The sequence below is a fragment of the uncultured Serinicoccus sp. genome (assembly GCF_947487915.1).
In the GTDB taxonomy this organism is placed as follows: Bacteria; Actinomycetota; Actinomycetes; order Actinomycetales; family Dermatophilaceae; genus Ornithinicoccus.
The window spans coordinates 100031-125196 of sequence record NZ_CANKYH010000001.1 but is presented as its reverse complement, the minus strand read 5'-3'; the positions used below and the strand labels follow the sequence as shown (position 1 = coordinate 125196).

Below are 25166 nucleotides of genomic sequence, written 5' to 3'. Positions count from 1 at the left end.
CCGCGGGTGCGGGTGCGGGTGGTGGTGGTCCATGGGGGTATGTCGTGCTCTCGCCTCAGATGCCCTGCGCGAGCCGGTGGTAGGCCTGGTTCCAGCGCACCTCGCGGGCGAAGCCGCGGGTGGTGGTGTCCTGGTCGATGACCAGCAGCTCGGTGCCCGACATCGCGGCCCACTCCTCGATGACCGGCACGCCCACCTGGGTGGTGAGGACGGTGTGGTGGGCCGCCCCGGCGGTGAGCCACGCCTCCGCCGAGGTGGCGAGGTCCGGCTGCGGGCGCCAGACGGCGTGGGCGACGGGCAGGTGGGGCAGCGGGGCGTCCGGGGCGACCACGTCGACCGCGTTGGCGGTGAGCCGGAACCGGTCCCGCATGTCGGCCATGGCCACGACCACCCCGGGTCCGGGGTCGGCGTGGAAGACCAGGCGGACCGGGTCCTCCCGGCCGCCGATGGCCAGCGGGTGCACCTCGAGGCGCGGTCGGGCGGTGGTCAGCGAGGGGCAGATCTCCAGCATGTGGGCCCCGAGGACCTTCTCCGCGCCCGGCGTGAGGTCGTAGGTGTAGTCCTCCATGAGGGAGGCCCCGCCCGGCAGACCGGCGCCCATGACCTTGGCCGCCCGGACCAGGACGGCGGTCTTCCAGTCGCCCTCCGCGCCGAAGCCGTAGCCCGCGGCCATGAGGCGCTGGACGGCGAGGCCCGGCAGCTGCTTCAGGCCCCCCAGGTCCTCGAAGGTGGTGGTGAAGGCGGTGGCGCCGAGGGACTCCAGCAGCGTGCGCAGCGCGACCTCCTGGCGAGCCCCGTCGCGCAGCGACCCGGCCCGCTCTCCTCCCGGGCGCAGCTCGGGCGCGACGTCGTAGAGGTCGAGGTACTCGTCGACGAGGGCGTCGACCTCGTGGTCGCCCACCTCGGCGACCGCGGCCACCAGGTCGTTCACCCCCCAGGTGTTGACCGAGACCCCCAGCCGGATCTCGGCCTCGGTCTTGTCGCCCTCGGTCACGGCGACGTTGCGCATGTTGTCGCCGAAGCGGGCCAGCCGCAGCGACCGGGTCGCGGCCCAGCCGGCGGCGGCCCGGGCCCAGTCGCCGACCCGGCGCTGGACGGGGGCGTGCGAGACGTGCCCGATCACGGTGCTGCGCCGCACCCCCATCCGGCTCTGCAGGTAGCCGAACTCGCGGTCCCCGTGCGCGGCCTGGTTGAGGTTCATGAAGTCGAAGTCGATGGTCGACCAGGGCAGCTCGACGTTGGCCTGCGTGTGCAGGTGCAGCAGCGGTCGGTCGAGGGCGGCCAGGCCGGCGATCCACATCTTGGCGGGGGAGAACGTGTGCATCCAGGCGACGACCCCGAGGCAGCCCTCGTGCGCGTTGGCCTCCAGGGCCAGCCGGTGGATCGCCTCCCGGTCGGTGAGCACGGGCTTCCAGACCACCCGGACGGGCACCGCGTCGGCGTCGTCGAGGGCGCGGGCGATGGCCTGGCTCTGCTCGGCGACCTGCCGCAGGGTGTCCTCTCCGTAGAGGTGCTGGCTGCCGGTGCAGAACCAGATCTCGGCGTCCTCGGTGCGGGGCTGCGCGCTCATGCTGGTTCCTGCTCCTGGTGCGGCTCGGTGGTCGGCGCGGCGGGTGCCTGGCCGTAGACGTGCTGGTAGCGGTCGTAGAGGGCGTCGACGTCGCGCTGGTCGAGGGGGGTCAGGGGGCCGAGCTGCCGGGCGAGGTGCAGGGTCCGGGCGACCTCCTCCACCATGACCGCCGCCTTGACGGCGGCGCGGGCGTCGGCACCGACGGTGAAGGGTCCGTGGCTGCGCATGAGGACGGCCGGGCTGCGCGACCCGCGCAGGGTCTCCACGATGCCGCGGCCGATGGAGTCGTCCCCGATGAGCGCGAACGGGCCGATAGGGACCGGCCCGCCGAACTCGTCGGCCATCATCGTCAGGGCGCACGGGATCTCCTCGCCCAGGGCCGCCCAGGCGGTGGCGTAGGGGGAGTGGGTGTGCACGACGCCCCCGATGTCGGGACGGTGCCGGTAGACGTAGGCGTGGGCCGCGGTGTCCGAGCTGGGGCGGTGGGCGCCGTCGACCAGCTCGCCGTCGAGGTCGCACACCACCATCGCCTCCGGGGAGAGCTCGTCGTAGCCCACGCCGGAGGGCTTGATGACGAAGAGGTCGGTGCCGGGGACCCGCTGGGAGACGTTGCCGGCGGTCCACACGACGAGCTCCCACCGGGGCAGCTCGGCGTGCAGGCGGGCCACGACCTCCCGGACCTCCGCGATGCGTCCCCGGACCTCGTGGGGGTAGGGCTGCAGGCTCATGCCGCCGACCCCGACCCGCCCCGGGCGGCCCGCCGCAGGGCGCGCAGCCGGTGCATGACCTCGCTGCCGCCACGCCCGAAGTGGTCGTGCAGCGCGCGGTACTCCGCGAACAGCGCGTCGTAGCCGCGGGCCGCCTCCTCGTCGGGGGTGTAGACCGCGCGGTCCACCCGGCCCATGGCCGAGGCCGCGGCGCGGATGTCGGCATACGCCCCCGCGGCGACGGCCGCGTGCAGGGCCGACCCGAGCGCCGGGCCCTGGTCGGTCGCGATGGTCGAGATGGGCAGCCGGGTGACGTCGGCGTAGATCTGCATGAGGAGGGCGTTCTTGAGCAGGCCCCCGGCGACGATGAACTCGGTCACGGGGACGCCCGCCTCGGCGAAGGCCTCGACGATGACGCGGGTGCCGAACGCCGTCGCCTCGAGCAGCGCACGGTAGGTGTCCTCCGGCCGGGTCGCCAGGGTCTGGCCGACGATCAGGCCCGACAGCTCGTGGTCGACGAGGACCGACCGGTTGCCGCTGTGCCAGTCCAGCGCGACGAGGCCGTGCTCGCCCACCCGCTGCCGGGACGCGAGCTCGGTGAGCAGCTCGTGGACCGACACGCCCTGCCGGCGCGCCTCCTGGTGGTAGGCCGGGGGGACGCCGTGCTCGACGAACCAGCCGAAGATGTCGCCGACGCCGGACTGGCCGGCCTCGTAGCCCCACAGGCCCGGCACGATGCCGCCCTCGACGACGCCGCACATCCCGGGGACCTCCCGCAGGGACTCGCCGTTCATGACGTGGCAGGTCGAGGTGCCCATGATGGCGACCATCTGCCCGGGGTCGACGGCACCGGCAGCGGGGGCGGTGACGTGGGCGTCGACGTTGCCCACCGCCACGGTGATCCCTTCAGGGAGACCGGTCCAGGCCGCCGCCTGCGCGGTCAGCCGGCCCGCGGCGGCGCCCAGCTCGCCGATCGGCTGGTCCAGCTTGTCGGTGACGAAGTCGGCGAAGCCGGGGTCGAGCGCGGCCAGGAAGTCGCGGTCGGGGTAGCGGCCGTCCTGCCGGATGCCCTTGTAGCCCGCGGTGCAGGCGTTGCGCACGTAGCTGCCGCACAGCTGCCAGACGATCCAGTCGGCGGCCTCGACCCAGCGCTCGGTGGCGGCGTAGACCTCGGGGTCGTCCTCGAGGAGCTCCAGCCCCTTGGCGAACTCCCACTCCGAGGAGATGAGCCCGCCGTAGCGGGCGATCCACGGCTCGCCCCGCTGGTGGGCCAACGCGTTGATCCGGTCGGCGTGCGGCTGCGCCGCGTGGTGCTTCCACAGCTTGACGTAGGCGTGCGGGCGGTCCGCGAGCTCGGGGAGCTCGCTCAGCGGGGTGCCGTCGGAGGTGGTGGGGACCATGGTGCAGGCGGTGAAGTCGGTCGCGATGCCCACGACGTCCTCGGCCCGCACCCCGTGCTCCTCGCGGGCCGCGGCAAGGGCGGCGGGCACGGCGTTCGCGAGGACCTCGACGTAGTCGCCCGGGACCTGCAGCGCCCAGTCGGGGGGCAGCGGGGTCGGGCGGCCCGCGGTGGCGGCCGGGCCGGCGGACAGCTCGGCCTCCATCACCCCGTGGGGGTAGGGGTGCGCGGCGCTGCCGACCACGCTCCCGTCCTGGACGCGCACGACCACGGCGCGACCGGACAGGGTGCCGAAGTCGACGCCAACCACGAAAGTGTTGTTACCGCTCACAAACGAGGAGGTTACCGCTAACATCTCGTTTGTCAAAGGCCTCTCGTCGCGAACGCGACGAACGGTGCAGGATGGTCGCCGAGCGGACGGAGAGGTGATGGACGGGCGAGGTCGACGCACGACCATGTATGACGTGGCGGCCGCCGCCGGCGTGTCCCACCAGACGGTCTCGCGGGTCGTCAACGGCAGCCCGCAGGTGCGTCCGGAGACCGTGGACCGGGTGCGCCGCGCCATGACGCGGCTGGGCTACCGGCCCAGCGGGACCGCCCGCAACCTCGCGGTGCGCCGCACCCGGTCGTTGGGGGTCGTCAGCTTCATGGGACCCCTCTTCGGGCCGATGTCCATGCTGCTCAGCATCGAGGCCGCGGCGCGGCGCAGCGGCTACGCGGCCCAGATCGTGTCCGCGCACGGGCTGGACGCCGGCCAGGTGGACGCCGTCCTCGAGGAGGTGCTGCGCCGGGACGTCGAGGGGGTGGCCGTCATCGCGCCCACCGACGGGCAGGCGCGGATGGTGGACGGGCTGCGCGCCCAGCTGCCCGTCGTGGCCGTCGAGGGCCGGCTCGGCGACGACGTCCCGTTCGTCGCCAGCGACAACGAGGCCGGCGGCCGGCTCGTGGCCGAGCACCTGCTGGACTGCGGGCACCGCACCGTCGCCCACGTCAGCGGTCCGACGGACTGGGGGGAGGCCCGGCAGCGCACCGCCGGGTGGGCAGACCGGCTCGTCTCGGCCGGGGTGCAGCCCGGCCCGGTCTGGGTCGGTGACTGGAGCCCCGAGTCGGGCTACCGGGCCGGTCTGGAGCTGCTCGAGCACCCTCGCTGGGAGGAGGTCGGTGCGGTGTTCGCCGCGAACGACTCGATGGCGCTCGGCCTCATGGCGGCGCTGCACCGCTCGGGCGTCGAGGTGCCCGCCCGGGTGAGCGTCATCGGCTACGACAACACGCCCGAGAGCGGATGGCTGCAGCCGGCGCTCAGCACGGTCGAGCAGCAGTTCGACGCCGTCGGCGCGGCCGCGGTGGAGCGGCTGGTGTCGCTGCTGGAGGGGGGAGACGGGGCGGCGGAGCTGCTCATCCCGCCCCGGCTCGTCTCCCGGTCGAGCGTGTCCCGGCTCGGGAGGGGCTGACTACACTTCCCCGGGTGAGCAGGCTCGGTGGTCGTGTGGTCCCGCCGGGCTACCGGGCCGACATCCAGGGGCTGCGGGCCCTGGCCGTCCTCCTCGTGCTGCTCTACCACGCCGGGGTGCCCTGGCTCCCCGGCGGCTTCGCCGGGGTCGACGTCTTCTTCGTCATCTCCGGCTACGTCATCACCGGCCTGCTCGTGTCCGAGGTGCTGCGCACCGGGACGGTGGACCTGGGGCGGTTCTGGTCCCGCCGGGCACGGCGGCTGCTCCCGGCCTCGGCCCTCGTCCTCGTGACGACGGCGCTGCTCACCCTCACCCTGCTGCCGCAGGTGCGCTGGCGCGAGACCGGCTGGGACATCGTCACCTCTGGGCTCTACGTCGTGAACTGGCGGCTGGCGGACCGCTCGGTGGACTACCTGGCCGAGGACTCGGTCGACTCCCCGGTGCAGCAGTACTGGTCGCTCGCCGTCGAGGAGCAGTTCTACCTCCTGTGGCCGCTGCTGCTGCTCCTCGCAGCCTGGCTCGCGCGACGGCGCGGTGTCCGGCCGGTCCCGCTCACCGCCGTGCTCCTGGCCGTGGTCGTGGTCCTGCCGTCCTTCGGCTGGGCGGTGCACCTGACCTCCGCCAGCCCCCCGGAGGCCTACTTCGTCACCTCGACCCGGCTGTGGCAGCTCGGGGTCGGCGCGCTGGTGGCGCTGGGGAGCGCCTGGTGGTCGCGCGTCCCCGTCCCCGTCGCCACGGCCCTGGCGTGGGGCGGTCCGGCCGTGGTCGTGGCCGGGGCGGTGCTGACCGGCCCCCAGACCCCCTGGCCCGGCTGGGCGGCGCTGGTCCCGACCCTGGGGACCGCGGCGGCGCTCGTCGGCGGGGTGCGGGCGGCGGAGGCGTCCGGGCCGGTGCGCGTCCATCGCGTGGCGCCGCTGCAGTGGACGGGGGCGTTGTCCTACTCGCTCTACCTCTGGCACTGGCCGTTGCTCGTCGTGGCCGAGGCGAGGTGGGGGGAGCTGTCGGTCTGGGTGGGCCTGGGGGTGGTGCTGCTCAGCGCGCTGCCGGCCACCGCGGGCTACCTGCTGGTGGAGCAGCCGGTGCGCCACGCCCGCGGCCGTTGGGCGCGCCCGGCGGCCGGGTTGGCGGTGGGCGCGCTGTGCACGGTGCTGGCGACGGCCTCGGGCTGGCAGCTGGTGCGCGAGGTCGACCGTCAGGTCCGCGCCAACGAGGCCACGGCCGACGCCGACGGGGCGGCGGTCCTGTCGGGTGACCGCCCGGCCGGCCCCCAGGAGCTCGCCGAGGACGGTCGCCGCGCGGGTGAGCGGCTCGGGGGGGCGGGGGCGGCTGCCTCGGAGGGGGACCTCGGGGACGGTGCGGGAGAGGATGGTGCGGGCGCGAACGGTGCGGGCGCCGACGGGTCGGGGGACCGCGAGGTGGTGTCCGGCACCGAGGGCGCCCCCTCGCCGGACCTGGACGGCCTCGACCTCGCACCCGCCTCCATCACCCCGGACCCGCTCGAGGCCACCCGGGACCTGCCGGCGCTCTACCGGCAGGACTGCGACGCCACGGGCGAGGAGGTGCTGCGCTGCGCCTACGGCGACCCGGAGGGCGACCTGCACGTCGCGGTCGTCGGGGACTCCAAGATCGCCCAGTGGACGGGCGCGCTGGACCGGCTCGGGGAGGAGCGCGGGTGGGGGATCGACGTCTACTACCGGTCGGCGTGCCCGTGGAGCGCCACCCCGGTCGAGTTCGAGGACGAGGCGCAGGCGCAGGCCTGCCGCTCCTGGGGGGCCGAGGTGACGCGCCGCCTGGTGGCCGAGCCCCCGGACGTCGTGCTGACCTCGTCGGTCAAGTCCCAGGGCCTCGACGAGGACGGAGAGCCGTCCGGGGCGGCGCTCGCCGAGGGGATGGCGCAGCACTGGCGCGAGGTCGGTGCCGCCGGCGTCCCGGTCGTCGCCGTGGCGGACACCCCGCAGCCCGGTGACCTCCAGGTCTACGCCTGCGTCGCCGACCACCGCGACGACCTCGACCGCTGCATCTTCGACAGCAACCGCGGCAGCGGCACCGGGCCGCTGCTGCAGGCCGTGGAGCAGGTCCCCGGGGCGACCTTCGTCACGATGAACGACTGGGTCTGCCCCGGCCAGGACCGCTGCCCTCCGGTGGTGGGAGAGGTGCTCGTGTACCGCCAGGGCAGCCACATCACCGACACCTACGCCCGCTCGCTCGCCGACGTGCTGGGCGACCGGCTGGAGGCGGCCTTCGACCGGCTCGGGGTCGACGCCGGACCCGACGCGACCTCACCGGGCCGCTGAGCCAGGCCGGCTAGCGGTAGGCCTGCTGCCCGGTGAGGGCCTGTCCGACGACGAGGGTGTGCATTTCCTCGGTGCCCTCGTAGGTGAGGACCGACTCGAGGTTGGCCATGTGGCGCATGACCGGGTAGTCCCCGGAGATGCCGTTGGCCCCGAGGATGGTGCGGGCGGTGCGGCAGATCTCCAGCGCCGCGCCGACGTTGTTGAGCTTGCCGACGCTGACCTGCTCGGGGCGCAGGCCGTGACGGTCCTTCAGCCGGCCCAGGTGCAGCGCCAGCAGCATGCCGGTGGCCCAGGACTGGTGCATGCGGGCCAGCTTGGCCTGGGTGAGCTGGAAGGCGCTGATGGGGCGGTCGAACTGCTCCCGGGTGGCGGCATACCCCAGGGCCGTCGACAGCGCCGAGCGGGCGGCCCCCATCGACCCCCAGACGATGCCGTAGCGCGCCTCCGACAGGCAGGACAGCGGCCCCTTGAGCCCGCGGACGCCCGGCAGCACCGCGTCCTGCGGCAGGCGCGCGCCCTCGAGCACGACCTCGCCGGTCACCGAGGCCCGTAGCGACATCTTCCGCGCGATGGTCGGGGTGGAGACCCCCGGGGTGGAGGTGGGCACGACGAAGCCGCGGATGCCGTCCTCGGTGCGGGCCCACACCACCGCGACGTCGGCGAGGGGGGCGTTCGTGATCCAGGTCTTGGCCCCGTCGAGGACCCAGTCGGCCCCGTCCCGCCGCGCCCGGGTGGTCATCGAGCCCGGGTCCGAGCCGTGGTCGGGCTCGGTGAGCGCGAAGCAGCCGATGGTCTCCCCGGAGGCCATCCCGGGCAGCCAGGCCTGCCGCTGCTCCTCGCTGCCGTAGGCGTGGATGGCGTGCATGGCCAGGGACCCCTGGACGGACACCAGGGAGCGGACGCCGGAGTCGACGGCCTCCAGCTCGGTGCAGGCCAGGCCGTAGTCGACCGCGCTCATCCCCGCGCACCCGTAGCCCTGCAGGTGCATCCCCAGCAGCCCCAGCCGGCCGAACTCCCGCGCCAGCTCACGCACCTGGCCGTGCTCGAGGTGGCCGGCCTCGTACCACCCGGCGACGTGCGGGACGACCTGCTCGGCGCACACCGCGGCGACCGAGTCGCGCACGGCGCGTTCGTCGTCGTCGAGCAGGGAGTCGAGGTCGAGCAGGTCCGGCTGGGCGTCGGGCATACCCCCATCATGCCGCTCGCCGACCCTGACGAGGAGGCAGGATGGGGGTATGACGGATCTTCAGCGCGGGACGTCCATCCTCGGCACCGAGGTGCGCCGGGTGGAGGACCCCGACCTGCTGCGCGGGCGCGGCACCTTCGTCGGCGACCTCGACCTGGACGACCCGGAGGTCCTGCACGCCGTGTTCGTGCGTAGCCCGGTGGCGCACGCGCGCCTGGCCGGGATCGACACGTCCCAGGCCGCGGCGGCGCCCGGGGTGGTGGGGGTCTTCACCGCGGAGGACCTCGGCACCGACCCGGTGCCGCCGTTCGCCCAGATCCACGACCGGGTGGCGCGGACCGCCCTCGCCACCGGCCGGGTGCGTTTCGTGGGGGACCCGGTCGCCCTCGTCGTGGCGGGCAGCCGGGTGACGGCCGTCGACGCGGCCGACCTCGTCGACGTCGACTACGAGGAGCTGGACGCCGTGGTCGATCTCGAGGACGCCCTGGCCGAGCAGGCGCCCCGGCAGTTCCCCGAGCTCGGCACCAACCTGGTGCTCGCGGTCAAGGACCCGGACGGCGAGCAGGACGTCCTCGCCGGGGCGCACCGGGTGGCGCGGCTGCGGATGGAGAACAACCGGATGGCGACCAGCCCGATCGAGGGGCACGGCATCCTGGTGCGGCCCACCGTGGCCGGTGGGGCAGAAGGCCCACGCTCCTCGCAGGTCACAGGGCTGGACGTCGCCCTGGGCACGCAGCACCCGCACCTGGCGCAGCGCCTGCTGGTCCGCTGGACCGGGCTGCCGAAGGACGCGGTGCGGGTGCGGGCGCCGCACGTCGGCGGCGCCTTCGGCGGCAAGGCCGGCATCATCCCCGAGCACGCGGCCGTGGTGCGCGCCAGCTGTCGGCTCGGGCGACCGGTGCGCTGGGTGGAGACGCGCAGCGAGTCGATGCTGTCGATGACCAGCCGCGGCCAGGTGCAGTACGTCGAGGTGGGGCTGGACGAGGACGGCAGGATCACCGGGATGCGGGCCCGGCTCGTGGGGGACTGCGGCGCCTACGCCGGGTTCGGCGGGTCCTTCGCCAGCGGTTCGACCCGGACGATGTCCGAGGGCTCCTACGTCATCCCCCGGCTGCGCTACGACGCGGTCTCGGTCATGACCAACACCGCCCCGACCGGGGCCTTCCGCGGGGCCGGACGGCCGGAGGCCGCGGCCATGGTGGAGCGGGCGGTGGACCACGCGGCCCGGGAGAGCGGGCTCACCCCGGAGGAGTTCCGTCGCCGCAACTTCGTCGCGCCCGCCGACTTCCCGCACACCACCAAGTTCGGTGCCCGCTACGACACGGGCGACTACGCCCGGGCCCTCGAGACGGCCCTCGAGGTGGCGGGCGTCGAGGAGCTGCGGCGCGAGCAGCGACGTCGGCGCGAGACGGGCAGCCCCTGGCAGCTGGGTGTCGGCATCGCGAGCTACGTCGAGATCACCGGGTTCGGTGGCACCGAGTATGCCGGGATCCGGGTGGGGCGGGACGGCTCGCTCACCGTCATGGCCGGGACCTCGGCCCACGGTCAAGGTCACGCCACGGCCTTCTCCATGCTCGTGGCCGACCAGCTCGGGTTGCCGCTGGAGCGCGTGAGCTACGTCCAGTCCGACACCGCCCGGGTCCGTTCCGGCGGGGGGACCGGCGGCGCGCGGTCCCTGCAGCTGGGCGGGAGCGCGGTGCTGGAGGCCGCCGTGCAGCTGCGCGAGCAGGCGACCCGCCTGGCCGCCGAGCTGCTGGAGGTCGCCGAGGTCGACGTCGAGCTCGTCGACGGCACCTTCGGGGTGCGCGGGGTCCCCGGCGCCACCCTCACCTGGGACGCGGTCGCGGAGCGCGCGCACGAGCGCGGGGAGGGGCTCGGGGTCGACCACGACTTCTCGCAGGACGGGGCGACCTTCCCGTTCGGCACCCACGTCAGCGTCGTCGAGGTGGACGTCGAGACCGGTGCCGTGCGGCTGCTGCGGCACGTCGCGGTGGACGACTGCGGCACCGTCGTCAACCCGCTGCTCGTGCGCGGCCAGCAGCACGGCGGGTGCGTCCAGGGCATCGCGCAGGCGCTCTTCGAGGAGTTCCGCTACGACGAGTCCGGCAACCCGGTCACCGGCACCTTCGCCGACTACACGCTGCCCACCGCCGCTGACCTCGTCCAGCTCGAGGCGAGCCTGACCGAGACCCCGACCGACCGCAACCCGCTGGGGGCCAAGGGGATCGGCGAGGCCGCCACCGTGGGGTCGACCCCCGCGGTGCAGAACGCCGTCGTCGACGCGCTCGCGCACCTGGGGGTGCGGCACGTCGACCTGCCGTGCACCCCGGAGCGGGTCCACCGGGCCCTCCAGGAGGCGGCGCGCGGTGAGCACGACCCCTGGCGGGAGCCGCCGGCGCTCTTCGACGACCTGCCCGACGTCGATGCCGTGGACGATGTCGAGGTCTGAGCCGCCGTCCTAGAACGTCGCCGAGACGAGGTCGAGTTCGTCCCTGTCCTCCTCGGTCAGCTCGAGACGGGTGGCCGCCAGCAGCGGCTCCAGCTGCTCGGGACGCGAGGCGGAGGCGATGGGGGCGGTGACGCCCCGGTCCAGGAGCCAGGCCAGGGCCACCGACGCCGGGTCGACCCCGTGCCGGTCGGCGACCGCCACCAGGGCGTCCACGACCGCGAGACCGCCGGCCTCGGCATACCGCCGTGCGGCGCCACCGCGGGCGTTGCCGGCGAAGTCCTCCTCGGTGCGGTACTTGCCGGTGAGGAAGCCCGAGGCCAGCGCGGGGTAGCAGAAGACGGCGAGGTCGAACTCGTCGACGAGCGGCGCCAGGTCGTTCTCGTAGCCCGAGCGGGAGACCAGGCTGTAGCGGGGCTGGATGGCGGTCGGGAGCACCGCGCCCTGTGCTGCGGCGGTCTCCATGAACTCCCGCAGCCGGTCGGGGGAGTAGTTCGACAGGCCGACGGCTCCCACCCTGCCGCTGCGCACGGCCTCGTCGAAGGTCGCCACCTGGTCCTCGATCGCCACCGACTCGTCGTCGGCGTGCGCGTAGTACAGGTCGATCCGGTCGGTCTGCAGCCGCTCCAGGGACTCCTCGAGGGCGGCCAGGACCGAGTCGTGGGCGAGCCCCTCCCGGCCCGGCTTCTTGCCGACCTTGGTCGCCACCAGGACCGCGTCCCGGTTGCCGCGCTCGGCCATCCAGCGGCCCAGGATGCGCTCGGACTCGCCGCCCTCGTGTCCCTCGGCCCAGGAGGAGTAGGCGTCGGCGGTGTCGACGAAGGACCCGCCCGCCTCGAGGAAGGCGTCCAGGACCGCCTCGCTGGCCTCGGCGGAGGAGGTCCAGCCGAAGGGGTTGCCGCCGAGGTTGATCGGCAGGAAGGTGCGGTCGGTGCCGGGGAAGGTCGGGGTGCGCATGGAGCCCGACACTACAAGTCGGTGACCAGGGCCGTCGGGTGGGGAGGACGGTCGGCGTGGGCTGGGCCGCCGGGTCGGTGGCGGGGGGCCGCCGGGTGGGGCGGACGGTCGGCGTGGGCTGGGCCGCCGGGTGGGGTGTGGCGCGTGGGGGGTGGTCGGAGCGGACCGCGTGGACGGGCGGCAGCGGCCGTGCGATAGTGCTGATGTCACGTCTTTGTTCAGCCTCTGTCCTATGTCGGCGAATGCGAGGTCCTCGATGATCGGTCGGTTGCAGAGCGCCCTCGGGTCGGCGCTGCGCTCCCGCGTGGCCGGGGATGACGCGCAGCAGCGGGCGTCGGTGATCTGGGACACCCCGGGGGAGCGGTGGTTCACCCCGCAGGACCCGGTATGGCGGGTGCACGCCGACGCCTCCATGTTCCCGGGCGGCGTCGCCGCGCTGCTCCTGCAGATGCTGCACCCCATGGCCATGGCGGGGGTCGCGGGACACTCCGGCTACAAGGGTGATCCTTGGGGTCGCCTGCAGCGCACCAGCACCTACCTCGCGGCGACGACCTTCGGCACCGTCGAGCACGCCCTGGCGACGATCGGCCACGTCCGGGCGATCCATGAGCGGGTGCGCGGAAAGGACGCCTTCGGACGGCCTTACCGCGCCTCCGACCCGCACCTGCTCACGTGGGTGCACGTCGCGGAGGCGGTCTCCTTCCTCGACGGCTTCCAGGCCTTCTCGGGATCACCTCTGACCGAGGACGAGGCCGACCGCTACGTCGCCCAGGCCGGGGTCTCCGCCCGGCACCTCGGGGTCCCGGCGCCGCCATCGACGGTGCGCGAGCTGCGCGAGGCCCTCGAGGCATACCGACCCGAGCTGGAGGCGACCGAGGAAGCGCGCGAGGCCGCGCGCTTCCTTCTCGCCGAGCCGCCGCTGCCACTCGCCTCGAGACCCGGCTACTGGGCCATCGCGGCGGGGGGCGTGGCCCTGCTGCCGCCGTGGGCGCGCTCCGAGCTGGGACTGCCGACCTCGCCGGCGCTGTCCCGTGCCGTGCTGTCACCCCTGGGCCGGGCCAGCACCTCCACCGTGCGCTGGGCCATGGCCGGGGTGGGCCGGGCGGGTCAGGACGCCGCGTGAGCCGGGCACGGACGACGGGGGCGGCCTCCGGGACGTGGGTCGCCGCGTGAGCCGGGCACGGACGACGGGGGCGGCCTCCGGGACCCGGGACGTGGGTCGCCGCGTGAGCCGGGCGCAGACGACCGGGGCGGCCTCCGGGACGTGGGTCGCCGCGTGAGCCGGGCACACGCGCTGGAGCTCGTGCTCGGCCCGACGGACGACGCGCGGGTGCGTGAGCGCTGGGCGGTGCTGGAGGACGCGGGCATCCCCTCGCTGGGTCGGCACCGCGGGGCCACCCACCGTCCGCACCTCACCGTCGCCTCCTCGCCGCAGCCCCCGGACGAGGAGCTGCTGGCCCTGGCCGGTGAGCTGTGGTCACCTCTGCTCCCGCTGCGGGTGGACGTGACCGGTCTGGTGCTGCTGGGTGGTCGACGGCTGACCCTCGCCGATCTCGTTTCACCGCCGCTGGCCGCTCGGCGGGCCCAGGCGGAGCTGGTCCTGCGCTGGTCCGGGGCCGACGAGCGTCCCTGGGTGCCGCACGTCAGCCTCGCGACCCGGCTCACGACGCAGGTGGCCGGGGCCGCCCTCAGTGCGCTCTCGACCGAGGCTGCCGGGCAGCAGCCTGGTGCGGCGGGTTCTGCCTCTATGCCCCTGACGTCGATGCCCCTGACGTCGCGGTCGCTGACGTCGCGGTCGCTGACGTCGCGGTCCCGGGCGTCGCTGTCCCTGGAGGCGCTGCGGTGGTGGGACCCGGACTCCGAGACCGTCTCCGCCGTAGCGGGAGTGGCCGCGTGAGCCGCGGTCCGGGCGTCACGACCGGCTCTGCCGTCGCGGGGGTCACCGTATGACTCGCGGACCGGACGTGCGGCTGGTCTACCCGCACCAGCTGCACACCGAGCAGCTGGACGTGGACGACCGCACGGTGCTCGTCGTGGTCGAGGACGACCTGCTCTACCGCCAGTTCCCCTTCCACTCGCACAAGCTGGTCCTGCACCGCGCCGCGGTGCGCAGGTTCGTCGACCGGGCCCGCGAGGCGTCCTTCGACGTCGAGGTCGTCGAGTCCTCGCCCGAGCGCAGCAGCGGGGCCGGGCTGGTCGAGCTCGTCCAGCGGGTGCGGCCGGACCGCGTGAGCGTGCTGGACGTCGCTGACGACTGGCTGGGGCGGCACTGCCGGGACCAGCTGCGGGAGGGCGGCTACGAGCTGCGCCCGGAGGACGTCCTGGACACCCCGGCGTTCCTCACCACCCGGGAGCAGATCCACGACCACTTCGCCTCCGGCGGAGCCCGGATGCAGCACTTCTACGCGTGGCAGCGACGCCGGTTGGACGTGCTCATGGACGGCGAGCAGCCGGTCGGCGGCCGGTGGTCCTTCGACGCCGAGAACCGCAAGAAGCTGCCCCGGGGGCACCCCGTCCCCGATCCGTCGCTGGGACCGTCACGACGGCATACCCGGGTCGACGAGGCGGTCGACTGGGTCACCGAGCACTTCCCGGACGCCCCCGGCGACCCGTCGACCTTCTGCTGGGCGACCTCCCCGGGTGAGGCCGACGCCGCCCTGCGCCGCTTCCTCGACGAGCGGTTCGCGCAGTTCGGCCCCTACGAGGACGCCATCAGCAGCGAGCACCCGGTGATCTTCCACGCCGCCCTCACACCAGCGCTCAACTGCGGTCTCATCAACCCCGACCAGGTGCTGGAGCGTGCCTTAGTCGCGGCCGACGAGCAGGACGTCGACCTGCCGAGCCTGGAGGGCTTCGTCCGCCAGCTCATCGGGTGGCGGGAGTACATGCGGGCGACCTACCGGATCTGGGGGCGTCGGATGCGCACCAGCAACGTCCTCGAGCACGGGCGCCCGATGCCGGAGTCGTGGTGGACGGGTGAGACCGGGCTGGAGCCGGTCGACCTCGTCATCCGTCGGGTGCTGGAGCGGGGCTACGCGCACCACATCGAGCGCCTCATGGTGCTGGGCAACGCCCTGTGCCTGCTCCGCGTGCACCCCGACGAGGTGTACCGGTGGTTCATGTCGCTCTTCGTCGACGCCTACGACTGGGTCATGGTGCCCAACGTGTATGCCATGAGCCAGTTCGCCGCGGGCGACGCCATCACGACCAAGCCCTACGTGTCCGGCAGCAACTACCTGAGGAAGATGTCGGACCTGCCCCCGGGGGACTGGCGGCAGGCGTGGGACGGCTTGTACTGGACCTTCGTGGAGGACCACCGCGAGGTGTTCGAGGCGAACAGCAGGGCGAACTTCGCGGTCCGCACGTGGGACGGCATGGCGCAGGAGAAGAAGCAGGACCACCGCGACTCCGCCGCGCCGTGGCTTGGGCGCTGACCCTACTCGGCCAGGAGAGGGGCGGCGCCGATGAGCCCGGACGGGGGTCGACGGCCGCGAGCCGAGAAGCGGCTCAGCCCTCGTCGGGTGCGGCGAGCCGGGCGGGGAAGCCACCCGTGGCGATGGGCGACCACCGCGTCGGGGTGACCCGGATGAGCGACTTGCCCTGGTCGCGCATGGCCTGGCGGTACTCCTCCCAGTCCGGGTGCTCGCCGGAGATGCACCGGAAGTAGTCGACGAGGGGCTCGATGGCGTCCTCGCCGTCGAGGACCTCGCAGGTTCCGTCGACCTGGACCCAGGCGTCGTCGAAGTCGTCGGACAGCACGAGGACGCTGACCTCCGGGTGGCGCCGGGCGTTGGTGGTCTTGGCACGTTCCGGGTAGGTGGAGATGACCAGTCGGCCCTCGTCGTCCACCCCACCGGTGACGGGGGAGGCCTGGGGCCGACCGTCCTGACGCTGCGTGATGAGGACGAGGTGGTGACGGTCCCGGGCGAACTCGAGGAGTCGTTCACGGTCGACGTCCGTGGTCGTGGCGATCGAGCGAGGCATGGACCCACTGTGCCACTCGGTCCGTGGATCGCGCCCCGCGAGGGGCCGATGCCGAGGTGTCAGAAAGGAGGCGGGTCGTCACGGGGGGCCTCCCACGACGGTGGTGGGTCCTCCGACCGGTCTTCCGGGGCGTCGTCGTCGGGCTGAGGGTGGTCGTCGGGCTGAGGGTGGCTGGTCATCCCGAGCAGGCTCGCCACGGTGGCGCAGTCCTCGGGCGGCCCGCCCCGCCGTTGGCCGTCCCGGCCCCGGTGGGCCAGGGTGATCCACCCGCTGAGCCGGGGGTCGTGGTCCGTGGCCCCCTCGGAGTCGTCCGCGTCGGCGAGCAGAGCGGCCACGCCGCGGTGGGCGAGTGCGTGATACAGAGCCCTGCAGGCGAGGTCGAGGTCGTCGTCCTGGGTAGCGGTCACGGGATCGTCGGCGTGTCGTCCGTGTCCGCCCTCCTGGAGGGGACGGCCTGGTTGTTCCGCGGGACCCGACTGATCCGGCCGGCCTGGCTGATCCGGACTGGTTGGCTGGGCGGAGGTCTGGGTGGAGGTCTGGGTGGAGGTCTGGGTGGAGGTCTGGCGGGAGGGGAGGTACTGGCGGTAGTCGTGGCCACGCGTCTGCTCGACCTGGCCGAGGAGGGTCTCCCACCGGACGTCGCGCCGTGGACCCAGCGCGCTGGACCACCATCCCTCGGTCTTGAACTGGTGGCTGCGGACGTCCTTCAGCACGAGGTTGGTCTCGCTGGTGGGTCCCCCCGCAGACCCCCAGGGTTGTTCGTGGTCGAGCTCGCAGGCGAGCGCCGGGCTGCGGCTGCCGGGTGCCCGCGAGTAGACGTCTGCCGCGACGACCTGTCGACGCATGGCGGCGTCGGGGCGGTAGGAGGCGATGGTGCGCTCGATCAGGCGCCCGTCGGCCGGATCGACCAGCAGCCGGGTCAGGGTCGTGCCGGGTGCGAGCGCGAGCTCCCGCGCGTGGCCGGCGGTGATGAAGACGGGATGCCTGCCGAGGACCTCGCCGACGAGGGAGGGTGGGCTCTCACCGGTGCTGGTGGGATGGCGGGGGGCGTCCGTCGCGGGATCGTCCGTCCCGGGATCGTCCGTCGTGGGGCCGCATGGTGTGGCTGAGGCACGGTGCTGGTGGGTGCCGCCCCTCGGTCCGGTGGTGTCGTGAAGGCTGTCGTCCTCTGGGACGTCAACGCCAGGGCAGCTCGGACACGCCGGACGGCCGGAGAGCGCGTCCCAGGGCACGACCACCTCGAGGGAGATCGAGGGCTGTGCCGTGACGATCTGCGCGACCGTCTCGCCCTGGGTCGGTGAGACGAGAGCGTCCTGCGGGTCGGGGAGATCGAGTCCGCCGTGGAGCATCAGGGTCTGGGCGACGTCGGAGCGCAGCTGCGCCAGGGTGCGTTCGTCGCCGCCCTTGCGCAGCGCTTTGGCGCAGACGTCCAGCCGTTGGGAGATCGCACACAGACTGGTCAGCGGACCGGTGATGGCCAGGGTGGCCGTGGAGTCGTCGTCCACTCTCATCCAGACGCGCTGATCCGCACGGGCCCGGCGCCGGCGCTCGCGCTCGGCGACGACATCCTGCCCCTCGACCCGGACCGCCTCCCGCTCCAACGCAGCCCAGAACTCCGCCTGGTGCCACGGCCGGTCGAGCAGCGTCCCGTCCGGGCCCAGCCGCTCGGCCACCACCGTGTCGGTGTCGGAACCGAAGAGAGACTCGCAGACCAGGACTGCTTCGTCCGCGGCGAGGGACCCGCACCGGTCCCAGAACGCCCGCACGTGGCCCCACGAGGCGAGGCCGGTCTCGAGGGCCTCGCCGACCACGGTGCGCACAGGAGCAGGGGCACAGGCGACGCCAATCATCTGTCGTGCCTCCTTGACGCCCAGCCCCAGGGCGACCTGCAGCTCCGCGCAGGCCAGCCGTTTGGTCTCGGCACGCCACCTGCGGCGTTGCGCCGGCGTCAGCTCCTCCACATCGGCGAAACCCTTGTCGGTCAGCAGGGCGCGTCCGACCTCCGCCGAGAGGTCACGGGCGGCTCCGAGGAGCTGGGCCTCCACCGCCGACCTCTGCCTCGCCAGGCTCCGGACCCGGTCGACCGGGTCTGCGGATGTCGGCTCGGAGGGGTCCGCGGGTGCAGGCTCGGCTCGTGGGGCATCCGCGGCAGGAGCGTCGCCGGAGCCGTCCTCCGCGGTGGTGGCACGAGCATCGTCGGTGCAGGTCTCGTCGGTGAGGCCGTCGGTGCAGGTCTCGTCGTCGGTGCACGTGTCATCGGTGGGGAGCGCGATGCGCAGGGCCAACCGAACCTCGTGCAGGTCGAACCTCATGACCGGTGGCTCCAGGTCCGGCGACGATCGGTCGTAGAGCTCTGCCAGCCCGCACTCGATCGGTGAATCGACGTATGGGTGATGCATGATGTCCAACCCCCCTTCTACCCCCATAGTAGAACACGTGTTCGATCATGGCAAGAGGTGGCCCACGGTGAGTCTGTGTGTCTCAGGACATCGGTGACAGTTCTGCATCAGGACTTGGATGACGGGTGGTGTGTCAGGACATCGGTGACGTTCAGGTGTTCGCTGGTCGTGGGCCGGTGGGTCGGCCGTTGCCGACGTAGGTGATGCCGGGTGCAGGTCTGGTGCGTTCGGCGAGGACTTCGCCGTCGGTGGTGGTGATGATGAGGTGGTTGTCGTCGGTGGTGATCAGTACCTGGGGGAACGCGTGCTGGGCGCCGACGAGGTAGGCGACCCTGTCCAGGCTGAACATGCCGGCCGAGCTCAGTCGTCGCACGTGTGTGCCGGCCGGCAGGTCCTGTGGCAACGGGTCGCGGGGTGCGGGCTTGTGGGTCCTGTCGGGCCGCTGGAACAGCGGCCGGAGGGGTCTGGGGCGTGGCGCCTGCGCCTTGGGGGTGGCCTGCCAGGCGACCATCGGCGTGATGCGTCCGGGCAGCCCCTGGTGGCCTCGTTCGGTGTTGTAGATGTGGTCGAAGGCATCGACCTGGGTCTGCAGCTGGGCCAGCGTCTCGGCCAGCGGCTGCTTGGCCAGGTAGCGGAACAGGGTCTGGTGGAAGCGTTCGTTCTTGCCCTGGGTGGTGGGGTGGTTCGGTTTGCCGGTGATCGCTTCCACCCCCAGGGTGGCGGCGTGCTCGACGAGCTGGCCGATGTACCCGCGGCGGGAGGGGTTCAGCGCCGACCCGTTGTCACTGAGCAGTCGTTGCGGCACCCCGTGGGCGCTGACGGCCTTGTCGAAGACGGCGATCGCTGCCTGCGAGGTCTCCCCGGTCGCGACGTGCGATGCCAGCGCGTACCGGGAGTGGTCATCGATGAGCTGCAGGATGACGCACCGGCGGCCGCGGGTCAGGACGTACTCGGTACCGTCCAGCTGCCAGCACGCGTTGGGCGCCGGGTAGACAAACCGCCGCCACGCCGAGCGGGGCTTCTTCCTGGGCTCGGCCCGGGCCACCCCCGCCTCGCGGAAGATCCGCGCCAGCGAGGCCGTCGAGGGAACCGGGTCCAGGCCCAGAGCGACCATCTTGTCGTGCACGCTGATCGGCCCATGGTCCAGCCCGGAGCGCTCCAGCGCCGCACGCACCCCGATCGCCTGGTCCTTGACCGCGTCGTTGACTCGTGACGGGCTCCTGCCGGGGCGTCGTGACCGAGGTTCCAGCGCCGCCGCCGGGCCCTCGTCCAGGGTGCGTCGCCGGATCGCGTAGAACGTCTTGCGCGAGATGCCGTGCTCGAGGCAGAAGGTGCTCACCGCCCCGCGCGGCGCATCAGGAGGCCACTGCGTGATGGCAAGACGGACACGAGGATCAACAGGCTCGTTCTTGGACACCAGCCCAGTTCAGCAACACCACACGCCGCCAAGACCGTCCCGAAGTGTCACCACCAGAGGGCTCTGAACTGTTACCCATGTCCTGATACAGAACCGTCACCGATGTCCTGCGAGATGGCAGACCCACGGTGAGTCTGTGACGTGTCAGCACATCGGTGACAGTTATGCATCAGGACTTGGGTGACGGTTGGTGTGTCAGGACATCGGTGACGTTCAGGTGTTCTTGGGTCGTGGGCCGGTCGGTTGGCCGTTGCCGACGTAGGTAATGCCGGGTGCGGGTCTGGTGCGTTCGGCGAGGACTTCGCCGTCGGTGGTGGTGATGATGAGGCGGTTGTCGTCGGTGGTGATCAGTACCTGGGTGAACGCGTGCTGGGCGCCGACGAGGTAGGCGACCCTGTCCGACGAGGTATGCCTCGATCCGGACCAGGGCTGCGTCCAGCGGGCCCCGGCGCCGGCTCGGCGTCTCCAGGGAGACCAGCAGGTCCAGACCGTCCATGACCGCACCGAGGCGCGCGTCGAGGAGGTCCCGGACGGCGCTCGCGTGCGTGGTCGGCATACCCTCGCCGTATGTCGCCGACGACCACGATCCTGGACGAGTCCGAGCACGCCGACCTGCGCGCGTCGCTGCACGACCTCTACCGGCACCTGCACTCCCACCCGGAGCTGTCGATGCAGGAGGAGGCGACGGCGGCCCTCGTCGAGGAACGGATGAGCGGGCTCGGTTACGACGTCTTCCGGTGCGGCGGGACCGGCGTCGTGGCGACCCTGCGCAACGGCGACGGCCCCGTGGTGGGGTTCCGCGCGGACACCGACGCGCTGCCGGTCGAGGAGGACACGGGTCTGGACTACGCCTCCACCGCCCGGGGCACCCTGCCGGACGGCACCGACGTCCCCGTCATGCACGCCTGCGGCCACGACATGCACGTCACTGCCGCCATCGGTGCGGCGACGCTGCTCGCCCAGGACCGCGCGTCGTGGGCCGGCACCGTCGTCTTCCTCTTCCAGCCGGGGGAGGAGACGGCGCAAGGCGCCGCCGCGATGCTCGAGGACGGGCTGTGGGACCGGGCGCCGCGGCCCGAGGTGATCTACGGCCAGCACGTCTGGCCCGGCGTCTCCGGGACCGTCGACGTGACGCCCGGCCCGGCGATGACCTTCTCCGACGCGTGGAGGGTGACGGTGAAGGGACGGGGCGGGCACGGGTCGCAGCCGGAGTCGACCATCGACCCGGTGGTGCTGGCCGCCCACATGATCGTGCGGATCCAGAGCCTCAAGAGCCGCGAGGTCCCGGCCCAGAAGGCCGCGGTCATCACCATCGCCACGATCCACGCCGGGCTGAAGGAGAACATCATCCCGGCGACGGCCGAGTTCACCGTCAACATGCGCAACCTCGACGCCGACATGCGCGAGCACCTCCTCGGGGCGCTGCGCCGGGTCATCCTGGCCGAGGCGATGGCCTCGGACGCGCCGGAGCCGGAGATCGAGGAGATCTACACCTTCCCGCTGCTCGTCAACGACGAGGAGGAGACGGCGCGGGTCATGGGGGTGCTGCGCGGTGCCCTCGGTGAGGAGCAGGTCAGCGAGATCCCCGCGGTGATGGGCAGCGAGGACTTCGGTGCGCTGCCGGACGCCATCGAGGTGCCGGGCGTCTACTGGTTCTTCGGCGGCCTGACCCGCGAGGAGGTCGAGGGGGAGGAGACCACCGTCACCAACCACTCGCCGCACTTCGGCCCGCAGCTGGAGCCCACCCTGGGGGTCGGGGTGACCGCGGCGTATGCCGTGCTGTCCGAGCGTCTGGGGCGGACCCCGGCCTGAGGGACGTCCGGCAGCGCCGGGAGCCGAGGGCTCGGGGTAGGCGTGGGTGCAGCTGGCCGGGGCTGGGTCAGTCGCGCGTGCGAGGTCGACCGGGGGCTGCGCCGGGCTCCGGCGCGGGTCTCGTCGGTGAGCTGTGTCCCGGAGCTCGGGTCTCCTCCCCTCCGCCGGCCGGCGCGGGCGCCTCTCGGTCGTCCCCGACCGGGATGACCTGCAGTCCGTCCGGGCCGACGAGGAGCACGACGGACCGTCCCGCCACCGGCTCCAGGTGGGTCAGGAGGTCCTCGACCGTCATCGACGGGGCCCCGGACTCGTCCTCCCGGAGGTCCTCGCGCTCCAGCACCCGCACGTGCGCCCCGGTGCGCCGGCGCAGCTGCTCGGCCCACGGGTGCGGACCGGGCGGGCGGACCTCCGGGCGGGAGGGAACGACGAGCAGCAGCTGGCGGCCGTCCTCGAAGAACGCCGCCCGCGCCCCTACGGTGCTGTGATCCCGGGGCACGGCCGGTCGGCTCGCTGGGCTGTGCTCGCGGTCGTCGCGGAAGATGCTCCAGTGGTATGCCGTGAGCAGGCTGGCGGTCACCAGCACCCCGAGCGCGTAGCGCACCGCCCGGAGGGTCTCGGTGCCGAGGCGGCCGCCGAGAGCGTCCTCGAGAACGAGGTAGACGAGGGTGAGCAGGGAACCCACGGCTGTGACCGCGGCCACCCCGAACAGGACGAGGAGGTAGCTGCGGCGGGTGGGGGAGGCCAGCTCCCCCTCCGGGTCCGCCCCCCGGGCGCGCTGGGCCTGGCGCCAGTGGCGCCACCAGACCGGCAGCCCGACGGCCAGCAGGACGATGGTGGCCAGGAGCGTGTTGACCGCCGACCCTGTGGTGAGCAGGTCCGCGTCACCGGCGAGGGCCTCGACGAGCGTGACGATGACCATGACCAGACCAGCCGCCGCGGCCAGCAGGCCGATGGCGGCCAGGAGGTACTCGTAGACCCTCCGCACCTCGCTCCGGCGCCGCGGGCCGGATCCGCGGTCTGCGTCCCCGAGGTCGAGCACGGCCTGGTGATACCACCACACGAGCAGGCCCACCACGCTCACGCCGACCTGGAAGGGCAATGGCCGGAAGTGCTGCGACGCCGAGGTGGCCGCCGGGTCCCCGAGCCACCAGACGAGCACGTCATACCCGACGAGGCTTGCCCCGACGATCGCCATGACGAGGCCGCCGCCCACGCCCGCGAGCAGCACCAGCGCCAGCCACGGCGTGTCCCGGGGGCCGGGCATGCTGCGCATCAGCCAGTGCCACACCCACACGACGCCGCCCACGAGTGCCACGGCGCCGGCCACGAGGATGTCGTCTAGGCGGGTGGAGACGAGAGAGCTCTCGGTCGAGGTCAGCCCGCGCAGCGAGGTGCCGGTCAGCCGGGCCAGGCCGGTCACCGCCACGCCGAGCCCGATGAGCGAGCCGAGCAGGTCGAGGGCCCGGACCGAGCGCGCCCGCGAGGGCCGTTCGGCCCACCACCGGTAGCCGACGTAGACGACGGTCCAGACCAGGGCCTGCGCCACGGTGAAGCCGTCCAGGCGTTCGGGCCCCACCAGCGCCGAGAGCGTCTGGATCCAGCCGACCACCGCCACCACCAGGGCGATCAGCCCGCCGGCGAGCACGGCGAGGGACCACCCGACCGACCGGGCCTCCCGATCGTCCGTGCGGAGCCGACGCGTCGTCCACCACGCGAGGACGGCCCAGACGGGCAGGGCGATGAGCACGAAGGTGAGCTGCAGGGCGAGCTGCTGGTCGTCGCGCTCGAGGGTGTCGCCCCGCTCGAGCAGGCGGCCGAGCAGGCCCGTCAGCCCGGACGCGGCGGCGACGAGCATGCCGGTGAGCAGCAGGTACTGGAAGAACCGCCGGACCGCCGTGCCGGTGATCTCCGGGGACGCACCGTGACCGGACCCGGGGTCGGCGCGACGACGCGCCAGGGCGAGGAGCCCGCTGACCAGCGCCACGACCAGCCCGACGACGACGAGCAGCGAGACCGCGGCGATGATCATCGGCGGTCACCCACCGGGGAGCGCCCGCAGTCGTAGGCGGGCCAGGGGCTGCCGGTCAGCCGCCAGCCGTCGGCGACCTGCTCCAGGCGCAGCACCTGCTCCTCTGCCCACTCCTCGACCTGCACCGGGCCGTCGTCCCCCCGGACGATCTCGATCGTCACCCGGGCCGTGGATCCCTGTGGCGCACCGACTCCATCGCCGGTGGACCCCCCGTCGACCACGGTCTCGACCAGCACGATGCGGGCGTCACGGTCGACATAGCCCTGCTCGAGGTCCTCGACCGTGCACTCCGACGACGGTGCGAGCAGATCCGCGGCGGCCTCGTAGTCGCGGGCGTGGACCGCCTGGACGTAGTCCTGGACCGTGCGCCCCGGCGAGCCGGAAGGCTGGTCGCTCGGCTGGCGGACGACCGAGACGACGGCAGCCACGACCGCGAGCACGACGAGCCCGCCGACGGCGGCGAGCAGCAGACGGGTCGCCCGGTTGTCCATGTCCGAGTATCCCACCTAGGGGCGTAGCGTGGGTGCGTCCCGATCCGACCAGAGGAGATGTCGTGCCCACCGACGAGCGCACCGAGACCGCCGACCCGCGGGTGCTCGTGCTGTCCAACTCCGGAGCCGGGTCCTCGCAGGACCAGGTGGTGGAGCAGGTGTGTCGCGAGCTCGACGCGTGCGCTCCCGACGGGTCGGAGGTCCGCACCCCGGAGACCGACGAGGAGTATGCCGCGGCCGTCGCCTCGGCGGTCGGCCGCGACGTCGTCGTCATGGGCGGCGACGGCTCGGTCCACCGCCTCCTGCAGTCGGTGCACGACCAGGGTCTGCTGGGCCGGGTCGGGGCGGTGGGCGTGGTGCCGCTCGGCACCGGGAACGACCTCGCCCGAGGCGCGGGCATCCCGCTGGACCCGCACGAGGCCGCCCGCGTGGCGGTGGCCGGTGCCCGGACCGAGCGCGGGCTGCTCGTCGACGACGAGGGCTCGGTCGTGGTCAACGTCGTGCACGCCGGGGTGGCGGCGGAGGCGACGGCCCACGCGAGCGAGGTCAAGGGCGTGCTCGGCAAGGCGGCCTACGGCTGGGGCGCCCTGCGGGCCGGCCTCACCTCGAAGGGCTGGCACCTGCGGGTCACCGTCGACGGGGAGGGGATCGCCGACGACGACCGGCCCGAGCTCTTGGTGAGCCTGGCCCTGGGCCGCTCGGTGGGTGGCGGTACCCCGGTGGCTCCGCACGCGCGCGCCGACGACGGCCAGGTCGAGGTGGTCGTGGCACACGGGGTGTCGCCGTGGGCGCGGGTGCGCTTCGCGCTCGACCTGCGCAAGGGCAGGCACACCCAGCGCGAGGACGTGACCCTCGTCTCGGGGCGGGAGGTCGTCGTGACCGCCGACCGCGAGGTGGACGCCTTCCGCGTCAACACCGACGGGGAGGTCGAGGAGCAGCGCGTCCAGCGCCGCTCCTGGCGGCTGCTCGACCAGGGGTGGACCCTGCGCGTGCCGGAGGGGTCGCAGGGCGACGCCGACTGACC

Annotated in this window: 18 protein-coding genes and 1 pseudogene; 8 read left to right on the top strand and 11 right to left on the bottom strand. The window is 73.3% G+C overall.

What is annotated here, in order from left to right; all coding sequences use genetic code 11:
• Positions 1-55: 55 nt before the first annotated feature.
• The 3 genes from araA to araB are packed head-to-tail and all read right to left on the bottom strand — an operon-like array spanning position 56 to position 4031.
• Positions 56-1570 carry an L-arabinose isomerase gene (gene araA / locus Q0795_RS00485; RefSeq protein ID WP_298885297.1) on the bottom strand — a complete coding sequence of 505 codons (1515 nt, stop codon included), beginning with the start codon at positions 1568-1570 and terminating at the stop codon, positions 56-58.
• Complete coding sequence (locus Q0795_RS00480; RefSeq protein ID WP_298885296.1) at positions 1567-2298, bottom strand: L-ribulose-5-phosphate 4-epimerase; 732 nt, start codon at positions 2296-2298, stop codon at positions 1567-1569. Before Q0795_RS00480 ends, araA begins: the two co-directional genes overlap by 4 nt.
• The gene (gene araB, locus Q0795_RS00475; protein ID WP_298885294.1) at positions 2295-4031 is read right to left on the bottom strand and encodes a ribulokinase; all 1737 of its coding nucleotides are present in this window, start codon (positions 4029-4031) and stop codon (positions 2295-2297) included. The genes Q0795_RS00480 and araB overlap by 4 nt, the downstream gene beginning before the upstream one ends.
• Positions 4032-4140: 109 nt before the next feature.
• On the opposite strand from araB, the gene Q0795_RS00470 reads away from it, so the two are divergent.
• Together Q0795_RS00470 and Q0795_RS00465 are read left to right on the top strand one after the other, a co-directional pair.
• Positions 4141-5127 (top strand): substrate-binding domain-containing protein, encoded by a 987-nt coding sequence (locus Q0795_RS00470; RefSeq protein ID WP_298885292.1) that lies wholly within the window; start codon positions 4141-4143, stop codon positions 5125-5127.
• A 14-nt stretch (positions 5128-5141) separates the two neighbouring features.
• The gene (locus Q0795_RS00465; protein ID WP_298885290.1) at positions 5142-7421 is read left to right on the top strand and encodes an acyltransferase family protein; all 2280 of its coding nucleotides are present in this window, start codon (positions 5142-5144) and stop codon (positions 7419-7421) included.
• Positions 7422-7431: 10 nt separating this feature from the next.
• Here the strand turns inward: Q0795_RS00465 and Q0795_RS00460 are convergent, their stop codons facing one another.
• Positions 7432-8607 carry an acyl-CoA dehydrogenase family protein gene (locus Q0795_RS00460; RefSeq protein WP_298885288.1) on the bottom strand — a complete coding sequence of 392 codons (1176 nt, stop codon included), beginning with the start codon at positions 8605-8607 and terminating at the stop codon, positions 7432-7434.
• A 49-nt stretch (positions 8608-8656) separates the two neighbouring features.
• On the opposite strand from Q0795_RS00460, the gene Q0795_RS00455 reads away from it, so the two are divergent.
• On the top strand, positions 8657-11056 hold the full coding sequence (locus tag Q0795_RS00455) for a xanthine dehydrogenase family protein molybdopterin-binding subunit (protein WP_298885286.1): 2400 nt from the start codon (positions 8657-8659) through the stop codon (positions 11054-11056).
• Between the two features lie 9 nt (positions 11057-11065).
• Here Q0795_RS00455 and Q0795_RS00450 read toward each other — a convergent pair whose 3' ends face one another.
• Complete coding sequence (locus Q0795_RS00450) at positions 11066-12010, bottom strand: aldo/keto reductase (protein WP_298885284.1); 945 nt, start codon at positions 12008-12010, stop codon at positions 11066-11068.
• Between the two features lie 232 nt (positions 12011-12242).
• Here Q0795_RS00450 and Q0795_RS00445 point away from each other — a divergent pair, with 232 nt between their 5' ends.
• From Q0795_RS00445 to Q0795_RS00435, 3 genes are all read left to right on the top strand, one after another.
• On the top strand, positions 12243-13133 hold the full coding sequence (locus Q0795_RS00445; RefSeq protein WP_298885282.1) for an oxygenase MpaB family protein: 891 nt from the start codon (positions 12243-12245) through the stop codon (positions 13131-13133).
• Between the two features lie 153 nt (positions 13134-13286).
• Positions 13287-13907 (top strand): 2'-5' RNA ligase family protein, encoded by a 621-nt coding sequence (locus Q0795_RS00440; protein WP_298885280.1) that lies wholly within the window; start codon positions 13287-13289, stop codon positions 13905-13907.
• A 49-nt stretch (positions 13908-13956) separates the two neighbouring features.
• Positions 13957-15444 carry a cryptochrome/photolyase family protein gene (locus Q0795_RS00435; protein WP_298885278.1) on the top strand — a complete coding sequence of 496 codons (1488 nt, stop codon included), beginning with the start codon at positions 13957-13959 and terminating at the stop codon, positions 15442-15444.
• A gap of 73 nt (positions 15445-15517) precedes the next feature.
• On the opposite strand, the gene Q0795_RS00430 is transcribed toward Q0795_RS00435, so the two are convergent.
• The 4 genes and pseudogenes from Q0795_RS00430 to Q0795_RS00415 all read right to left on the bottom strand — a co-directional run bounded on the left by Q0795_RS00430 (position 15518) and on the right by Q0795_RS00415 (position 20314).
• Positions 15518-15994 carry a PPOX class F420-dependent oxidoreductase gene (locus Q0795_RS00430; RefSeq protein ID WP_298885276.1) on the bottom strand — a complete coding sequence of 159 codons (477 nt, stop codon included), beginning with the start codon at positions 15992-15994 and terminating at the stop codon, positions 15518-15520.
• Positions 15995-16053: 59 nt separating this feature from the next.
• Positions 16054-18306 carry a hypothetical protein gene (locus Q0795_RS00425; RefSeq protein ID WP_298885274.1) on the bottom strand — a complete coding sequence of 751 codons (2253 nt, stop codon included), beginning with the start codon at positions 18304-18306 and terminating at the stop codon, positions 16054-16056.
• Positions 18307-18500: 194 nt separating this feature from the next.
• Positions 18501-19732: pseudogene (locus tag Q0795_RS00420) on the bottom strand (IS481 family transposase).
• A gap of 291 nt (positions 19733-20023) precedes the next feature.
• Positions 20024-20314, bottom strand: a complete 291-nt coding sequence (locus Q0795_RS00415; protein WP_298885272.1) for a hypothetical protein — start codon at positions 20312-20314, stop codon at positions 20024-20026.
• A gap of 63 nt (positions 20315-20377) precedes the next feature.
• Between Q0795_RS00415 and Q0795_RS00410 the strand changes: the two genes are divergently transcribed.
• Complete coding sequence (locus Q0795_RS00410; RefSeq protein ID WP_298885270.1) at positions 20378-21622, top strand: amidohydrolase; 1245 nt, start codon at positions 20378-20380, stop codon at positions 21620-21622.
• Between the two features lie 67 nt (positions 21623-21689).
• Here Q0795_RS00410 and Q0795_RS00405 read toward each other — a convergent pair whose 3' ends face one another.
• Positions 21690-23651 (bottom strand): DUF5671 domain-containing protein, encoded by a 1962-nt coding sequence (locus Q0795_RS00405; protein WP_298885268.1) that lies wholly within the window; start codon positions 23649-23651, stop codon positions 21690-21692.
• Positions 23648-24157, bottom strand: a complete 510-nt coding sequence (locus tag Q0795_RS00400) for a hypothetical protein (protein ID WP_298885266.1) — start codon at positions 24155-24157, stop codon at positions 23648-23650. The genes Q0795_RS00405 and Q0795_RS00400 overlap by 4 nt, the downstream gene beginning before the upstream one ends.
• Before the next feature lie 47 nt (positions 24158-24204).
• Here Q0795_RS00400 and Q0795_RS00395 point away from each other — a divergent pair, with 47 nt between their 5' ends.
• Positions 24205-25164: a diacylglycerol kinase family protein gene (locus tag Q0795_RS00395; RefSeq protein WP_298885264.1), complete on the top strand. Its 960-nt coding sequence runs from the start codon at positions 24205-24207 to the stop codon at positions 25162-25164.
• Positions 25165-25166: the final 2 nt, after the last annotated feature.